Origin of the sequence: Pectobacterium sp. S5 (assembly GCF_051707265.1) — a bacterium.
In the GTDB taxonomy this organism is placed as follows: domain Bacteria; phylum Pseudomonadota; class Gammaproteobacteria; order Enterobacterales; family Enterobacteriaceae; genus Pectobacterium; species Pectobacterium polare.
Genome location: NZ_JAULSZ010000004.1, coordinates 478,770 through 491,818, shown reverse-complemented (window position 1 = coordinate 491,818; position 13,049 = coordinate 478,770). Strand labels below are relative to the sequence as shown.

13 protein-coding genes are annotated in these 13,049 nt (G+C 52.0%); 8 read left to right on the top strand and 5 right to left on the bottom strand.

Translation table 11 applies throughout. The features are described 5' to 3' along the window. Nucleotides 1–42: 42 nt before the first annotated feature. Nucleotides 43–390, top strand: coding sequence for an iron-sulfur cluster insertion protein ErpA (gene erpA / locus QWJ20_RS17005; RefSeq protein WP_005969047.1), 348 nt, complete (start codon nucleotides 43–45; stop codon nucleotides 388–390). Nucleotides 391–538: 148 nt separating this feature from the next. Here erpA and QWJ20_RS17000 read toward each other — a convergent pair whose 3' ends face one another. From QWJ20_RS17000 to mtnN, 3 genes are all read right to left on the bottom strand, one after another. Next, nucleotides 539–817, bottom strand: coding sequence for a hypothetical protein (locus tag QWJ20_RS17000; RefSeq protein ID WP_095700294.1), 279 nt, complete (start codon nucleotides 815–817; stop codon nucleotides 539–541). A 232-nt stretch (nucleotides 818–1,049) separates the two neighbouring features. Beyond that, nucleotides 1,050–1,880 carry a vitamin B12 ABC transporter substrate-binding protein BtuF gene (gene btuF / locus QWJ20_RS16995; protein WP_119888336.1) on the bottom strand — a complete coding sequence of 277 codons (831 nt, stop codon included), beginning with the start codon at nucleotides 1,878–1,880 and terminating at the stop codon, nucleotides 1,050–1,052. 2 nt (nucleotides 1,881–1,882) lie between these two features. Further along, nucleotides 1,883–2,581: a 5'-methylthioadenosine/S-adenosylhomocysteine nucleosidase gene (gene mtnN, locus QWJ20_RS16990; RefSeq protein ID WP_119888337.1), complete on the bottom strand. Its 699-nt coding sequence runs from the start codon at nucleotides 2,579–2,581 to the stop codon at nucleotides 1,883–1,885. 246 nt (nucleotides 2,582–2,827) lie between these two features. Between mtnN and dgt the strand changes: the two genes are divergently transcribed. From dgt to QWJ20_RS16955, 7 genes are all read left to right on the top strand, one after another. Further along, the gene (dgt, locus tag QWJ20_RS16985) at nucleotides 2,828–4,339 is read left to right on the top strand and encodes a dGTPase (protein ID WP_433993066.1); all 1,512 of its coding nucleotides are present in this window, start codon (nucleotides 2,828–2,830) and stop codon (nucleotides 4,337–4,339) included. 189 nt (nucleotides 4,340–4,528) lie between these two features. Next, nucleotides 4,529–5,977 carry a serine endoprotease DegP gene (gene degP, locus QWJ20_RS16980; protein ID WP_127157352.1) on the top strand — a complete coding sequence of 483 codons (1,449 nt, stop codon included), beginning with the start codon at nucleotides 4,529–4,531 and terminating at the stop codon, nucleotides 5,975–5,977. Nucleotides 5,978–6,209: 232 nt separating this feature from the next. After that, complete coding sequence (locus QWJ20_RS16975; RefSeq protein WP_010280713.1) at nucleotides 6,210–7,367, top strand: CdaR family transcriptional regulator; 1,158 nt, start codon at nucleotides 6,210–6,212, stop codon at nucleotides 7,365–7,367. 384 nt (nucleotides 7,368–7,751) lie between these two features. After that, on the top strand, nucleotides 7,752–8,756 hold the full coding sequence (locus QWJ20_RS16970; RefSeq protein WP_370761520.1) for a sulfate ABC transporter substrate-binding protein: 1,005 nt from the start codon (nucleotides 7,752–7,754) through the stop codon (nucleotides 8,754–8,756). Between the two features lie 153 nt (nucleotides 8,757–8,909). Further along, on the top strand, nucleotides 8,910–9,722 hold the full coding sequence (cysT, locus tag QWJ20_RS16965) for a sulfate ABC transporter permease subunit CysT (RefSeq protein ID WP_039486599.1): 813 nt from the start codon (nucleotides 8,910–8,912) through the stop codon (nucleotides 9,720–9,722). 12 nt (nucleotides 9,723–9,734) lie between these two features. After that, entirely contained in the window at nucleotides 9,735–10,616 is an 882-nt protein-coding gene (gene cysW, locus QWJ20_RS16960; protein ID WP_109412584.1) for a sulfate ABC transporter permease subunit CysW, read from the top strand. Beyond that, entirely contained in the window at nucleotides 10,606–11,598 is a 993-nt protein-coding gene (locus QWJ20_RS16955; protein WP_095700288.1) for a sulfate/molybdate ABC transporter ATP-binding protein, read from the top strand. Before cysW ends, QWJ20_RS16955 begins: the two co-directional genes overlap by 11 nt. A gap of 81 nt (nucleotides 11,599–11,679) precedes the next feature. Here QWJ20_RS16955 and QWJ20_RS16950 read toward each other — a convergent pair whose 3' ends face one another. After that, nucleotides 11,680–12,114, bottom strand: coding sequence for a DoxX family protein (locus tag QWJ20_RS16950; protein WP_174876733.1), 435 nt, complete (start codon nucleotides 12,112–12,114; stop codon nucleotides 11,680–11,682). A gap of 348 nt (nucleotides 12,115–12,462) precedes the next feature. Next, a complete protein-coding gene (locus tag QWJ20_RS16945; protein ID WP_433993065.1) occupies nucleotides 12,463–13,044 on the bottom strand; it encodes a TetR/AcrR family transcriptional regulator in 582 nt (193 codons plus the stop codon). Nucleotides 13,045–13,049 lie beyond the last annotated feature (5 nt).

Here is a 13,049-nt window from a genome sequence, read left to right as displayed (position 1 = left end):
ATGGGTCTATCACCTGATAAGCCCTGAGTTGGGAGTAAAAATATGAGCGATGATATAGCAGCACTGCCTCTGCAATTTACCGATGCGGCGGCAAGCAAGGTGAAAAACCTGATTGCTGATGAAGAAAACCCAGAGCTGAAACTGCGTGTGTACATCACGGGCGGCGGCTGTAGCGGTTTCCAGTATGGTTTTACCTTTGATGATCAAATCAACGACGGCGATATGACCATTGAGAAACAAGGTGTGGCGCTGGTTGTTGATCCGATGAGCCTGCAATATCTGGTTGGCGGTGCGGTGGATTATACCGAAGGGCTGGAAGGTTCTCGTTTCATCGTGACGAATCCGAATGCGAAATCTACCTGCGGCTGTGGTTCCTCTTTCAGCGTCTGATCCTGCATTGCGGTTATTCACCGACTGAAAAATAAAAACCGTGTCTTGTTGCCGAGACACGGTTTTTTTATAGCAGACATTTTTTATAGCAGACAGTAAGCCATTTATAGAAAGCGTTAAAAAAACACGCCCCCTGTTTTTACTGTGCTTACCATTCGACCGTAATCAAGCGTATTTCCGTACCCTGTGCGGTTTTTGCCGCAGAGGTCGAAAATTTTGCCTGATCGACCTGAATACGTGACTCAGTAATTTTAGGTTGTGGTACAGAGGCTACGTTACAATTCATTTGATATTGACCGGATTGAGGCGTTACGCCGCATGCCGGTTGTATCGTCAGTTGAGCGTTAATTTGCCCGCCCTGACTCCCTGCATATGCCGTGCTACAGGCTGCCATAAGTAAGCCCGCGTAAAGCAACGCATTTTTCATAGTTAAAGCTACCTGGTGTCAAAGGAACCGATATCGGTTCAAAATTTTCTCATTTCGTCTTTGCTTTGGCTTTTTCGCCAGATGGTAATCAAAAACATGAATGCTGTTTATGATTCCACCGTTACGTTCAGATTATCGACAACTATTGGCGAAATAAAAGTCGGTTAGTGTTACAACTTGTATACTAATGAAGCTATTGTTAGCGGAATGGTTTCACGGTGTTAATTAACAATCACTTGGCTGACGAAAGCGTGGGCCTTAACTCTGCTAATTGAGAACAAATTTGCCGGGCTGCTAATAGTAAACGAGGGCCGCTGCGGCTAAACCAGTCTTCATTGACGGTAATGACCGGAACCGCTAATTGCGGCTGCCAAAACGCCTGCACGCTGGAAATCCTATCTGGCGTACCGCCGACAATAATGGCCTGCGGCTGGCGTCTTAACACCTGTTCACGACTGACCTGCGGCCAAGGCACCGGGCTGTCGCTAAAGACATTTTCGGCACCGCACAGTGAAACGATCTGGCTTTGCAGCGTCGCTTTCGACGAGGTAAACAGCGGCTGAGTACCAAATTGAATGAAGACCCGCAATGGCGCGGCATTATGCGTCTCGCCAGTGTGCTGGAGTTCGCCTATTTCCTGTTGAAAATCTGTCGCGGCCCGTTCGGCTTGCTCAGGATGACGGCTATAGGTCGCCAGCTGTCGTAGCGACGCTGGGATATCGTCTAACGTCTTTGCATCCAGATAAACGATGGGAATCGAGAAATTGGCGAGCTGTTCCAGCGGACGCTGCGGGTTACCCTCGCGCCACGCCAGAATCAGATCGGGCTTGAGGGCGAGGATTCGCTCCAGGTTGATTCCCTGCCAGGAAGCCACCTGTTCCAGCTTTTTGGCTTCTGGCGGGTAATCTGACCAGGCGCTAACCGCAATCAGCTGTTCGCCCATGCCTGCCGCATAGGCCATTTCCGTCGCATGGGGTGCGAGACTGATCACGCGCTGCGGAATGGCATAAGCGGCAGAGCAGAGCAGCACCCCGGTCAGCCAGCAGAGGAACCTGACTGTCACGATTAGCGTGCGGCCAGCTTGGCCAGAATCGCTTCTACCATCCGCGTTGATTGCTGTGCTGCAACACTCAGGAACTCATCAAAACTCAGGTGTGAGGCTTTATCGGCCACATCAGAAATCGCGCGTACCACCACAAACGGGACGGCGAACTGGTGGCAGACATGGGCGATCGCGGTGGCTTCCATTTCTACGGCAATCGCCTTCGGGAAGGTGGTGCGGATACGAGCTAATGGCTCTGCGCCGTTAATGAAGGCATCACCGCTGACAACCAGACCGCGCACGGCGTTCAGCTGTAACTCGGCAATCACTTCCTGCGCCAGTGTGATGAGTTTTTCATCGGCAAGGAAAGCGGCAGGGCAGCCCGCCATCTGACCGGGCTCATAGCCAAACGCCGTGACGTCAGCATCGTGGTAGCGCACTTCATCGGAAACGACGATATCACCGACGTTCAATGTAGGTGCCAGTCCGCCAGCGGAACCGGTGTTAATCACCACGTCTGGCTTGCTGTATTCCAGCAGCAGCGTGGTGCCCAGTGCGGCGGAGACTTTGCCGATACCGGATTTCAGCAGGGCGACATCCACACCGTTGATTTGTCCGGTGTAAATTTCGCAACCCGCACGCTGGAAGGTCTGACGGTTTTCAATCCGATCGCGCAGCAGCGTTACTTCTTGTTCCATCGCGCCGATAATACCGACTTTCATAAGGTTCCCCGCAAATTCTGTTATAAATGGAAGGCGTATACCTAATGCTGGTCACTGAAGTCCCATTTTAGGGGAAACACAGGGGGAGGTTCCCGCAGGGATGCCTCACCCCTGTGGTCGCACCGTGTATCTCGATCGTTAAATGACCAGCATTAGGTGTATATCGCGGATGTTAGTCTATCATGGCTAGCGGGATGAGATGGAGTGTCCATCATTGTGCTGTAGCGGGATGACATGGAGAACTGTATGTCTGGTATCGATTTCGCCAAAAAAATGAGCTTTCAGCGCCATTTCAGCCGGCCTAAAACGGCTGAGGATGAATATACGATTGTGCGCCAGTTTGAGAGCGATCGGGGTCGTATTATTAACTCCGCCGCCATCCGCCGCTTACAGCAAAAAACTCAGGTCTTTCCGCTAGAACGTAATGCGGCCGTCCGCTCCCGTCTGACCCATTCGATGGAAGTTCAGCAGGTTGGCCGCTATATCGCCAAAGAGATTTTGCACCGCCTGCAAGTCGAGGGGCGGCTGGCGTCGCTGGGGCTGGACGACAGAGAAACGCCGTTTGAAAGCCTGGTCGAAATGGCGTGTCTGATGCATGACATCGGCAATCCGCCGTTTGGACATTTTGGCGAATCCGCGATTAATCAATGGTTCAGAAAATTGCTGGATAGCCACTATCTGGACAGTGAATCCCCGGAACGCGTCGATGACTGCAAAGTGCCTACGCTGCGGATGCAGCAGGATGGACTGGACGATCTGCGCGGGCAAATTCGGCAGGATCTGAGCCATTTTGAAGGCAACGCACAGGCGATCCGTCTGGTGCATACGTTGCTGAAGCTCAACCTGACCTACGGGCAGGTGGCCTGTATTCTGAAATACACCCGCCCTGCGTATTGGCACGGCGAGCTTCCGGCGGATTACCATTATTTGATGAAAAAGCCGGGCTACTATCTGGCAGAGGAAGCGTTTGTCGCTAAACTGCGTGAAGAGTTGGACATGGGCGAATTTCATCGCCATCCGCTGAGCTACATTATGGAAGCGGCTGACGATGTGTCCTACTGCATCGCGGATCTTGAGGATGCTGTCGAGAAAGATATCCTCACGATCGAAGAACTTTACGATCGTCTGCGCGAAAATTGGGGCGCAGGCGCAGAGAAAGACATCTTCGCTAAAACGATTGAACGTGCTTACAAAGAACGCGAACGCTTTCAATGGCGTAGCCATGACGATCAGTTCTTCATGAATCTCCGCGTTTATACCGTGGGGCAGATGGTGCCACATGCTGCACTGCGTTTTATCGATAACCTGCCGGAAGTGTATGCCGGGTCGTTCAATCAGGCGTTGCTTGAGGACGACAGCCCGCAGAACCGCCTGTTAGGCATTTTCAAACGTGTCGCCTTAAAGCACGTTTTTAACCATCATGAAGTTGAACAGCTTGAGTTACAGGGCGACCGCGTGATTCGCGGCCTGCTGGATATTTATAGCCCGCTGCTCGAGATGCCCTATCAGGATTTCAGTCAGCTTGTCCGCGACGATACGCACAAGTGCTATCCGATTGAAACGCGGCTTTACCACAAGCTATCCAGCAAGCACTGTCTGGCCTATTGTGAAGCGGTTGTCGCGTTGGAGGGATTACCGGAAACCGAGCGCGTCATCCGTGAATATTATTATCGGGCGCGTCTGATTCAGGATTACATCAGCGGTATGACCGATTTGTACGCCTACGACGAATACCGCAAGCTGATGGCGGCGGATTAGCAATGAACAGGCCGCAACGGAAATCGCGACTTTTGTAAAGCCGTTCAATATTTCCTTACGCTTCACGATCTTCCCCTTGGGAACCTTGTTGGTCCATATTTATCTCATACAGCACGACCACTGAGTGTACCCGGTGTCGGGTACACGGGCCGTAAGACTCGCGTGTTGATTACTATGAGATAACCTCCTATGAAAAGAAAATCACTGGTTCTGAGTGCGTTGGCGTTAAGCCTGGCGATGGCAATGGGCTCCACCACGGCGAATGCCGCTGAGTCAGCGGCGTCTGTCGTGTCATCGGGTCAATTACCCAGCCTGGCCCCTATGCTGGAAAACGTCATGCCTTCCGTGGTGAGCATCTATGTGGAAGGGCATACCACCCATGCGGGCAATGCGGGAAAAGAAGGTATCCCACCGCAGCTTCAGCCGTTTTTTGGTGAAAACTCGCCTTTCTGTCAGGAGGGATCGCCGTTCCAATCATCGCCAATGTGTCAGGGAGACGGTGACGACGACGGTCAGCCACCGCAGCAGGAAAATTTCCAGGCGCTGGGCGCGGGCGTCGTGATTAATGCAGAAAAAGGCTATGTGGTGACCAACAGCCATGTGGTGGATAACGCCGATAAGATTCAGGTTCGACTCAGCGATGGCCGCAAATATGACGGCAAAGTGTTAGGCAAAGACCCGCGTTCGGATATCGCGCTGGTGCAGTTGAAAGACTTTAAAAATCTGACGGCGATTAAGGTCGCGGATTCTGACCAACTGCGGGTCGGTGATTACACGGTAGCGATTGGTAACCCGTATGGTCTGGGCGAAACGGCGACATCGGGCATTGTGTCCGCGCTGGGACGTAGCGGGTTAAATATTGAAAATTACGAGAACTTTATTCAGACCGATGCGGCGATCAACCGGGGGAATTCCGGTGGTGCGCTGGTGAATCTGAATGGGGAATTGGTTGGGCTGAATACCGCGATTCTCGCTCCAGATGGCGGCAATATCGGAATTGGTTTCGCTATCCCCAGCAATATGGTGAAAAGTGTCGTTGCACAGATTATCGAATTTGGCGAAGTGAAGCGCGGTGAGCTGGGAATCACCGGGACGGAGCTGAACTCCGAACTGGCGCAGGCGATGAAAGTTGATGCCCAGCGCGGTGCCTTTGTGAGCCAGGTGAGACCGAAGTCGGCGGCAGATGAGGCGGGTATCAAGGCGGGCGATGTGATCGTCACGCTGAATGGTAAAGCGGTCAGCAGCTTCTCTGCGCTGCGTGCGCAGGTTGGATCGCTGCCGGTGGGCAGCAAAGTGGCGCTGGGACTGCTGCGTGAGGGCAAACCGCTGACGGTTGAGGTGACGCTGCAACAGAGTAATCAGGCTCAGGTGGCTTCCGGTAATCTCTACTCTGGCATTGAAGGTGCCGAGTTGAGTAATACTCAGATAGACGACAAAAAAGGCGTCAAAGTGGATAACGTTAAACCCGGTTCTGCGGCGGCTAAGGTTGGCCTGAAGAAGGACGACATTATTCTGGGGGTTAACCAACAGCCAGTACAGAATATTGGTGAGTTGCGTAAAATTCTGGACAGCAAGCCGGCCGTATTGGCCTTGAACGTTCGTCGCGGTGACAGCACGATTTATCTGCTGGCTCAGTAATCGAGCTGTTCAGCGTGTAAGTTAATAATTACCTTTTAAGACAATTTGTTACGTTACTTATCTGGCCGGGTACTCAGGTACTCGGCCACTTCTCGCTTCTCTATGAAAGTGCTTTTGTGAGTTCTTCCACAGATTTAATCTAATTCCCGTTTCTTTGTTAATTTGCACAATGTGTGGCGCACCGAGTGGCGGTATGCTGGTGCAATTGTCAATGTTCCTCTCAGAGGTAAAAATGGCGTCGTATCATCTCAATGCCAAGATGGCACAGGATATTGTCGCGCGGACCATGCAGATCATTGATAGCAATATCAACGTGATGGATGCTCGCGGTAAGATTATCGGCAGTGGCGATCAGGAACGATTGGGGGAACTGCACGAAGGCGCGCTGCTGGCGCTTTCGCAGGGGCGAGTTGTCGATATTGATGATGCTGTGGCGCGTCACCTGCACGGCGTGCGTCCGGGCATCAATTTACCTTTGCGTATTGATGGCGAAATCGTTGGTGTCATCGGCCTGACGGGGAATCCCAGTCAGCTACGGCAATACGGCGAGCTTGTCTGCATGACGGCGGAAATGATGCTGGAGCAGGCGAGGCTGCTGCATATGCTGGCGCAGGATAGCCGCCTGCGTGAAGAGCTGGTACTGAACCTGATTCGTACCGACGATCTGTCTCCCGCCCTCATGGAATGGGCGCAGCGTTTGGGTATCGATCTGAATAAACCCCGCGTTGCAGCGGTGATCGAAGTGGACAGCGGGCAGCTCGGTGTTGACTCTGCCATGGCAGAGCTACAGCAGTTGCAAACGTTGCTGACCACGCCGGAACGCGACAACCTCATTGCTATCGTTTCTCTGACGGAAATGGTCGTGCTAAAACCAGCGCTGAACAGCCACGGGCGCTGGGATGCAGAGGAACACCGGCGTCGCGTAGATACGCTGATGTCGCGTATGGCGGAAAGCAGTCGGCTGCGAGTGCGGCTGGCGCTGGGGAACTATTTTTCTGGCCCCGGCAGTATCGCACGCTCCTACCGAACGGCACGAACGACCATGAGCGTAGGTAAGCAGCGTATGCCCGCCCAGCGCTGTTATTACTATCAGGATTTGATGTTGCCCGTGCTGCTGGACAGCCTGCGCGGCGGCTGGCAGGCAAACGAGCTGGTGCGTCCGCTCTCGAAGCTTAAAGCAATGGATGGCAATGGTCTGCTGCGTCGGACGCTGGGGGCTTGGTTCCGTAACAACGTCCAGCCCGGCGCGACGGCGAAAGCGCTCTTTATCCACCGTAATACGCTGGAATATCGCCTTAATCGTATTTCTGAATTGACGGGATTAGATCTGGGAAATTTCGACGACCGTCTGCTGCTGTACGTGGCTTTGCAGCTGGATGAAGAAGAGTAGGGCAGAAAAACGCCCGCCTTTACTTAAATTTATCTCCTTCCGTATTCACCTGATGCCGCATGGCATCAGGGTTATCTCATATTCAGTCGTAAAATATTCCCACTGCAACAAAATTGCTTAGACTGAAAACTATTACATAATCATTAACAATATAACGCGATAGCATAAATTATCGCGAAACAATATTTTTGCCCCTTCCTTATATCCACTATTGTCACTTCCATGTTGTCAGCCTGATAGACCCATCCTATTTCAAGCGACATGTACGCAGTTCAAATCAATAACGCTTTGTCCGGCAAATCGAATTATTTAAGTTATTAATCAGTCACATCCATCATGATTTTATCTGATACTTTCGAGCATTAGGGAGTGATAAGAATGTCAATACGTCGTCTGGGGTTATCTGTTGCTACGGCAGCACTGTTGTTTTCCGGTGTGGCCTCGGCGGCTACCGAACTATTAAACGTGTCTTACGATCCGACGCGTGAACTCTATCAGCAATACAATGCGGCGTTTATTAAGCATTGGAAAGCGACCACGGGTGAAGATATCTCTATCAAAAACTCGCACGGTGGTTCTGGAAAGCAGGCTCGCTCGGTGATTGACGGTTTGCAGGCCGACGTGGTGACGCTGGCGCTGGCTGGTGACATTGATGCATTAAACCTGAATCAACCGTTGATCGATCCTAAATGGCAGGCACGTCTGCCTGACAACAGCACCCCTTACACCTCCACCATCGTTTTTCTGGTGCGCAAAGGTAATCCAAAGCAAATCAAAGACTGGAACGATCTGGTTAAGCCGGGCGTTGAAGTGATCACGCCAAACCCGAAAACCTCTGGTGGTGCGCGTTGGAACTTCCTAGCAGCGTGGGCCTATGCCAAAGCGCAACCGGGCGGCAATGATGAAACTGCACTGAAATTTGTCACTGAGCTGTATCGCCATGCGCCAGTACTGGATACCGGTGCGCGTGGGGCAACCATCAGCTTTGTGCAACGTCAGCTAGGCGATGTGCTGCTGGCATGGGAAAACGAAGCTTATCTGTCTCTGCACGAACAGGGCGGCGATCAGCTTGAGATCGTGACGCCGTCTCTGTCTATTCTGGCAGAACCGCCGGTTGCCGTTGTCGACAAAGTCGTTGAGCGTAAGGGAACGCAGAAACAGGCTGAAGCCTATCTGCAATACCTCTACAGCGATGAAGCGCAGCGCATCATCGGTAAAAATTTCTACCGTCCACGTAATGCCAAGATCGCTGAAGAGTTTAAAGATCAGTTTGCACCGGTGAATCTGGTGACGATTGATAAGGATTTCGGCGGCTGGAAAGCGGCACAGGACAAATTCTTTAACGACGGCGGTGTGTTCGACGCCATCTTTAAAGAGATTAATAAGTAAGTTTTTAATGTCTGACGGATTAAGGCCGCTATCACCATAGCGGCTTTTTTCAGGTTAAGAAGGCAGAGGATCTGCCGCATTAATTCTGTCAGGTAGCGCGCGTCGGCAAGCAGTTGTTGGCTGGGTAGTGAGTATGAAAATTAAAGGCACGGTATGTCACAACGTTCTTCCTCAGTGATCCCCGGTTTCGGGCTAACGTTAGGGTTTAGCCTGAGCTATTTAGGATTAATAGTCCTCATTCCGTTGGCGGGGATGTTTTTGTATGCCAGCCAACTAACGTTTGGTCAGTTTTGGGATCTGATCACCAGCCGTCAGGTGCTTTTCTCCCTACGGCTTTCGTTTGGTACGGCGCTGGCGGCGGCGTTTATTAACGGTATCCTCGGGACGCTGCTGGCCTGGGTGCTCGTGCGGTATACCTTTCCCGGCCGTAAAGTGATCGATGCCATGATCGATATGCCCTTTGCGCTGCCAACCGCCGTGGCGGGGATTGCGCTGACGGCGTTGTATGCGCCGAATGGCCTGATTGGCTCGCTGTTTCCATTCAAAATTGCCTACACCAGTATTGGTATCACGCTGGCGCTTATTTTCGTCACGCTGCCTTTCGTGGTCAGAACGCTGCAACCGGTGCTGGCTGATATTCCCAAAGAAGTGGAAGAAGCCGCCGCCTGCCTTGGCGCACGTCCGCTTCAGGTTTTCCGCCATGTATTGCTTCCTGCATTACTACCGGCGTGGCTGACGGGTTTTGCGCTGGCCTTTGCCCGCGGCGTTGGGGAATACGGTTCTGTGGTGTTTATCGCGGGGAATATTCCGTTTAAAACCGAAATCCTGCCGCTGCTGATCGTCTCCAAGCTCGATCAGTATGACTACAAGGGAGCAACCGGGATCGGCGTATTCATGCTGCTGGTTTCTTTCATTATGCTGCTGCTGATTAACGTGTTGCAGCGCCGCATTCAACCGAAACTGTAAGGGCCGGTCTTCATGGAACAGGTTATTTCCACTCAGGCCAACGCGGCTAAAAGAAAAAAACAGCCCGCCGCCTATTACATTCTGGTTTCACTCGCGTGGGTCGTCTTTTTCCTGATTCTGGTGCTGCCGTTGATGATGGTGGTGACTCAGGGGCTGGATAAAGGCATCGGTGCATTTTGGGATGCAATTACCGAACCGGATGCGATCTCTGCGCTTAAGCTGACGCTACTCGCGACCGTCATTTCTGTGCCGTTAAATGTGGTGTTCGGGCTGGCAACAGCGTGGTGTGTGACGAAATTCGAGTTTCGTGGCAAGAGCTTTCTGCTGGCGCTGATCGATTTGCCGTTCTCCGTTTCGCCCGTGGTTGCGGGGCTGGTGTACGTGCTGCTGTTTGGGGCGCAAAGCTCGCTCCATCCTTTTCTGCTCGAACACGATCTGCAAATCGTTTACGCCGTGCCGGGCATCGTACTAGCGACCATTTTCGTCACGCTGCCTTATGTTGCCCGTGAGCTGATTCCGCTGATGGAAGAGCAGGGCTCGCAGGAAGAAGAAGCGGCGCGACTGCTGGGGGCGAACGGTTGGCAAATGTTCTGGCACATCACTCTGCCGAATGTGAAGTGGGCGCTGATTTACGGCGTGGTGCTGTGTACCGCGCGTGCGATGGGGGAATTTGGTGCCGTTTCCGTCATTTCCGGTCATATCCGCGGCCTGACGAACACGCTGCCGCTGCATATCGAAATTCTTTATAACGAGTACAACATCGTTGCCGCTTTCAGCGTGGCGATTCTGCTGCTGCTAATGTCGCTAGTGGTGTTGCTGCTGCGCCAGTGGAGTGAAGGTCGATTGACGAAGCAAATACAGAAACAACAGGAGTTGGCCAAAAATGAGCATTGAGATTCGCAATATTAATAAACAATTTGGTCAGTTCCGGGCGCTGAACGAGATTAATTTATCGATCCACAGCGGTGAGCTGGTGGCGCTGCTGGGGCCATCGGGCTGCGGTAAGACGACGCTGCTGCGTATTATCGCCGGGCTGGAACAGCCGGATAGCGGTAGTATTATTTTCCACGGCCAGGATGTGTCCGTTCACGATGTGCGTAAACGCAACGTGGGGTTTGTATTCCAGCACTATGCGCTGTTCCGTCACATGACGGTGTTCGATAACGTGGCGTTTGGGCTGCGGATGAAGCCGAAAAATATCCGGCCATCAAAGAGTGACATCGAAAAGAAAGTACATGAATTGCTGAATCTGGTGCAGTTGGACTGGCTGGGGGATCGTTACCCTGAACAGCTTTCTGGCGGCCAGCGCCAGCGTATTGCACTGGCGCGTGCGCTGATCGTCGAGCCGAGCATTCTGTTGCTGGATGAACCTTTTGGCGCACTGGATGCCAAGGTACGTAAAGAGCTGCGCCGCTGGTTGTCTCAGCTGCATGAAGATATCGATCTGACGTCGGTATTTGTGACGCACGATCAGGAAGAAGCGATGGAAGTCGCCGACCGCATCGTGCTGATGAACAAAGGCGTGATTGAACAAATCGGCACGCCAGCGGAAGTGTATAACAACCCGGCCAGCGAGTTTGTTTACCATTTCCTTGGCGACAGTAACCGGTTGAAAGTGGCGCAGACGGAAGAGACAATTCTGTTCCGTCCTCATGAAGTGTCATTATCCGTTCAGGCGCAGGAAGGCTATCAGGCGGTGACAGTGCGAGATATTCGCCCACTCGGTGCCTTAACGCGCCTGTCGTTGAAGCTGGGCGAGCAGTCGGAACTGATTGAAGCGGAAGTCGCAAAAGATGATGCAAGCCTGAACGGGCTACAGAAAGGCGATGTGATTCAGTTCAAACCCAAGCGTTATAGCCACGATTGGGAAATTTGATCGACAGAGCATCGAAATAAAAAAACCCGCGAATCCGCGGGTTTTTTGCTTTTGTCGTCAATACCTGCCGGGTGGCAAGGATTAGCGATAAGCGGGGTTAGAGGCAACAGAATAGCGACCGCTACCGACCAGCATGATGATAATGCCAGCGAAGAAATAGAGTGCTTCCAATTCCAGCGCCCAGGCACCCACGTTAGTCAGCGTGAAGAATTTACCCGTGCCAACCATCAGCGTAGCCACAACCAGCGTCAGCGCGGCAATCAGGCCAGAAACGCGGGTAAATACGCCCAGAATAATCAGAATTGGGGCAACAACCTCGCCGATATAAACGCCATAAGCGATAAAACCTGGCAGACCTGCGCCTTGCAGCATTTGTACGATCCAACCTACACCGTGCTCAATTTTTGCTACGCCATGAAACAACAGCAGAATACCCACAGTTAAACGCAGTAAAAGTTTACCTGCATCAGGATGATCGGTTAAACGCGTGAACCACTGATTCAACTGAGCAATCATAATAGACAACCTCATTAAGTGAGCAAAAAATGCTTATTGGTAATGTTTGTTGGCAATGCTTTGTATAGGGCGGCAGTGTCGTTGATTTAGGGGTTGAATAGAAAACCAATAAATTTGATGTTTTCTGTCAAAAAATTACGTGAACGTCGTAAACGCAGATAAGCATAGCACCGCAATTGCAGCGGTCTAATGATGGATGGGAATAATGCAATAACAAGATGTTATGAAAAAGAATGTAGCCTGAATGGCTGAAGGTCAGAGGAACGGATTACATAAAGGGAATCGTGTTAGAGGGGATGCAGTGTGGAACCTATCTTGGGTGCGACAGGTTCCTTTTTCATAATCGGTTTATGCGTCACCAAGCAGTGCCTTTTTGGCTGCATTGAGAAAGTCGTCCGACAAGGCATCGCCAGCCGTTGCGCGTGCTAATGTTAGCGCGCCAGATAACAGGGCGAATTGCGCCAGAGCATGCAGTCGGCTCTGTTCTTTATCTTCTATCGTCGATAGCGACTCCAGCCTGTCCAGCATGGCTCTGACACCGCTGAGATAAACTTCACGTACCGGTTTGTCTTCACTTTCTCTGGCTATATCGCTGGCTAACGCAGTGAGCGCACAGCCATCCTTAGCACCGTCACGATGGGCGGGGGAAAGATAGTGTTCCACCATTGTTTGCAGGTCATGTTGATCTGCGTGTTGACTTATTTCTTGCCAGCGGGAATTGGAACCCTCAAGCGCTTTTCGGCTGGCGATGGCAGCGAGTTCATCTTTAGAAGCAAAATGACCATAAAATCCACCGTGAGTTAAGCCGGCTGCGGCCATCAAGTCATTCACGCTGACGCCGTTCAGGCCCCGTTCACGAAAGAGCTGTGAAGAAACCTGAATGATTTCCTCTCGGTTACGCTCCATCTGCTGTTTTGATACACGGGCCATTCTGT

Excerpts from the sequence above, each read along its gene's own strand:
- erpA (WP_005969047.1), top strand. The coding sequence starts at position 43 with ATGAGCGATGATATAGCAGCACTGCCTCTGCAATTTACCGATGCGGCG.
- QWJ20_RS17000 (WP_095700294.1), bottom strand. The coding sequence starts at position 817 with ATGAAAAATGCGTTGCTTTACGCGGGCTTACTTATGGCAGCCTGTAGC.
- mtnN (WP_119888337.1), bottom strand. The coding sequence starts at position 2,581 with ATGAAAGTCGGTATTATCGGCGCGATGGAACAAGAAGTAACGCTGCTG.
- dgt (WP_433993066.1), top strand. The coding sequence starts at position 2,828 with ATGTCTGGTATCGATTTCGCCAAAAAAATGAGCTTTCAGCGCCATTTC.
- degP (WP_127157352.1), top strand. The coding sequence starts at position 4,529 with ATGAAAAGAAAATCACTGGTTCTGAGTGCGTTGGCGTTAAGCCTGGCG.
- QWJ20_RS16975 (WP_010280713.1), top strand. The coding sequence starts at position 6,210 with ATGGCGTCGTATCATCTCAATGCCAAGATGGCACAGGATATTGTCGCG.
- cysT (WP_039486599.1), top strand. The coding sequence starts at position 8,910 with ATGTCACAACGTTCTTCCTCAGTGATCCCCGGTTTCGGGCTAACGTTA.
- cysW (WP_109412584.1), top strand. The coding sequence starts at position 9,735 with ATGGAACAGGTTATTTCCACTCAGGCCAACGCGGCTAAAAGAAAAAAA.
- QWJ20_RS16955 (WP_095700288.1), top strand. The coding sequence starts at position 10,606 with ATGAGCATTGAGATTCGCAATATTAATAAACAATTTGGTCAGTTCCGG.
- QWJ20_RS16950 (WP_174876733.1), bottom strand. The coding sequence starts at position 12,114 with ATGATTGCTCAGTTGAATCAGTGGTTCACGCGTTTAACCGATCATCCT.
- QWJ20_RS16945 (WP_433993065.1), bottom strand. The coding sequence starts at position 13,044 with ATGGCCCGTGTATCAAAACAGCAGATGGAGCGTAACCGAGAGGAAATC.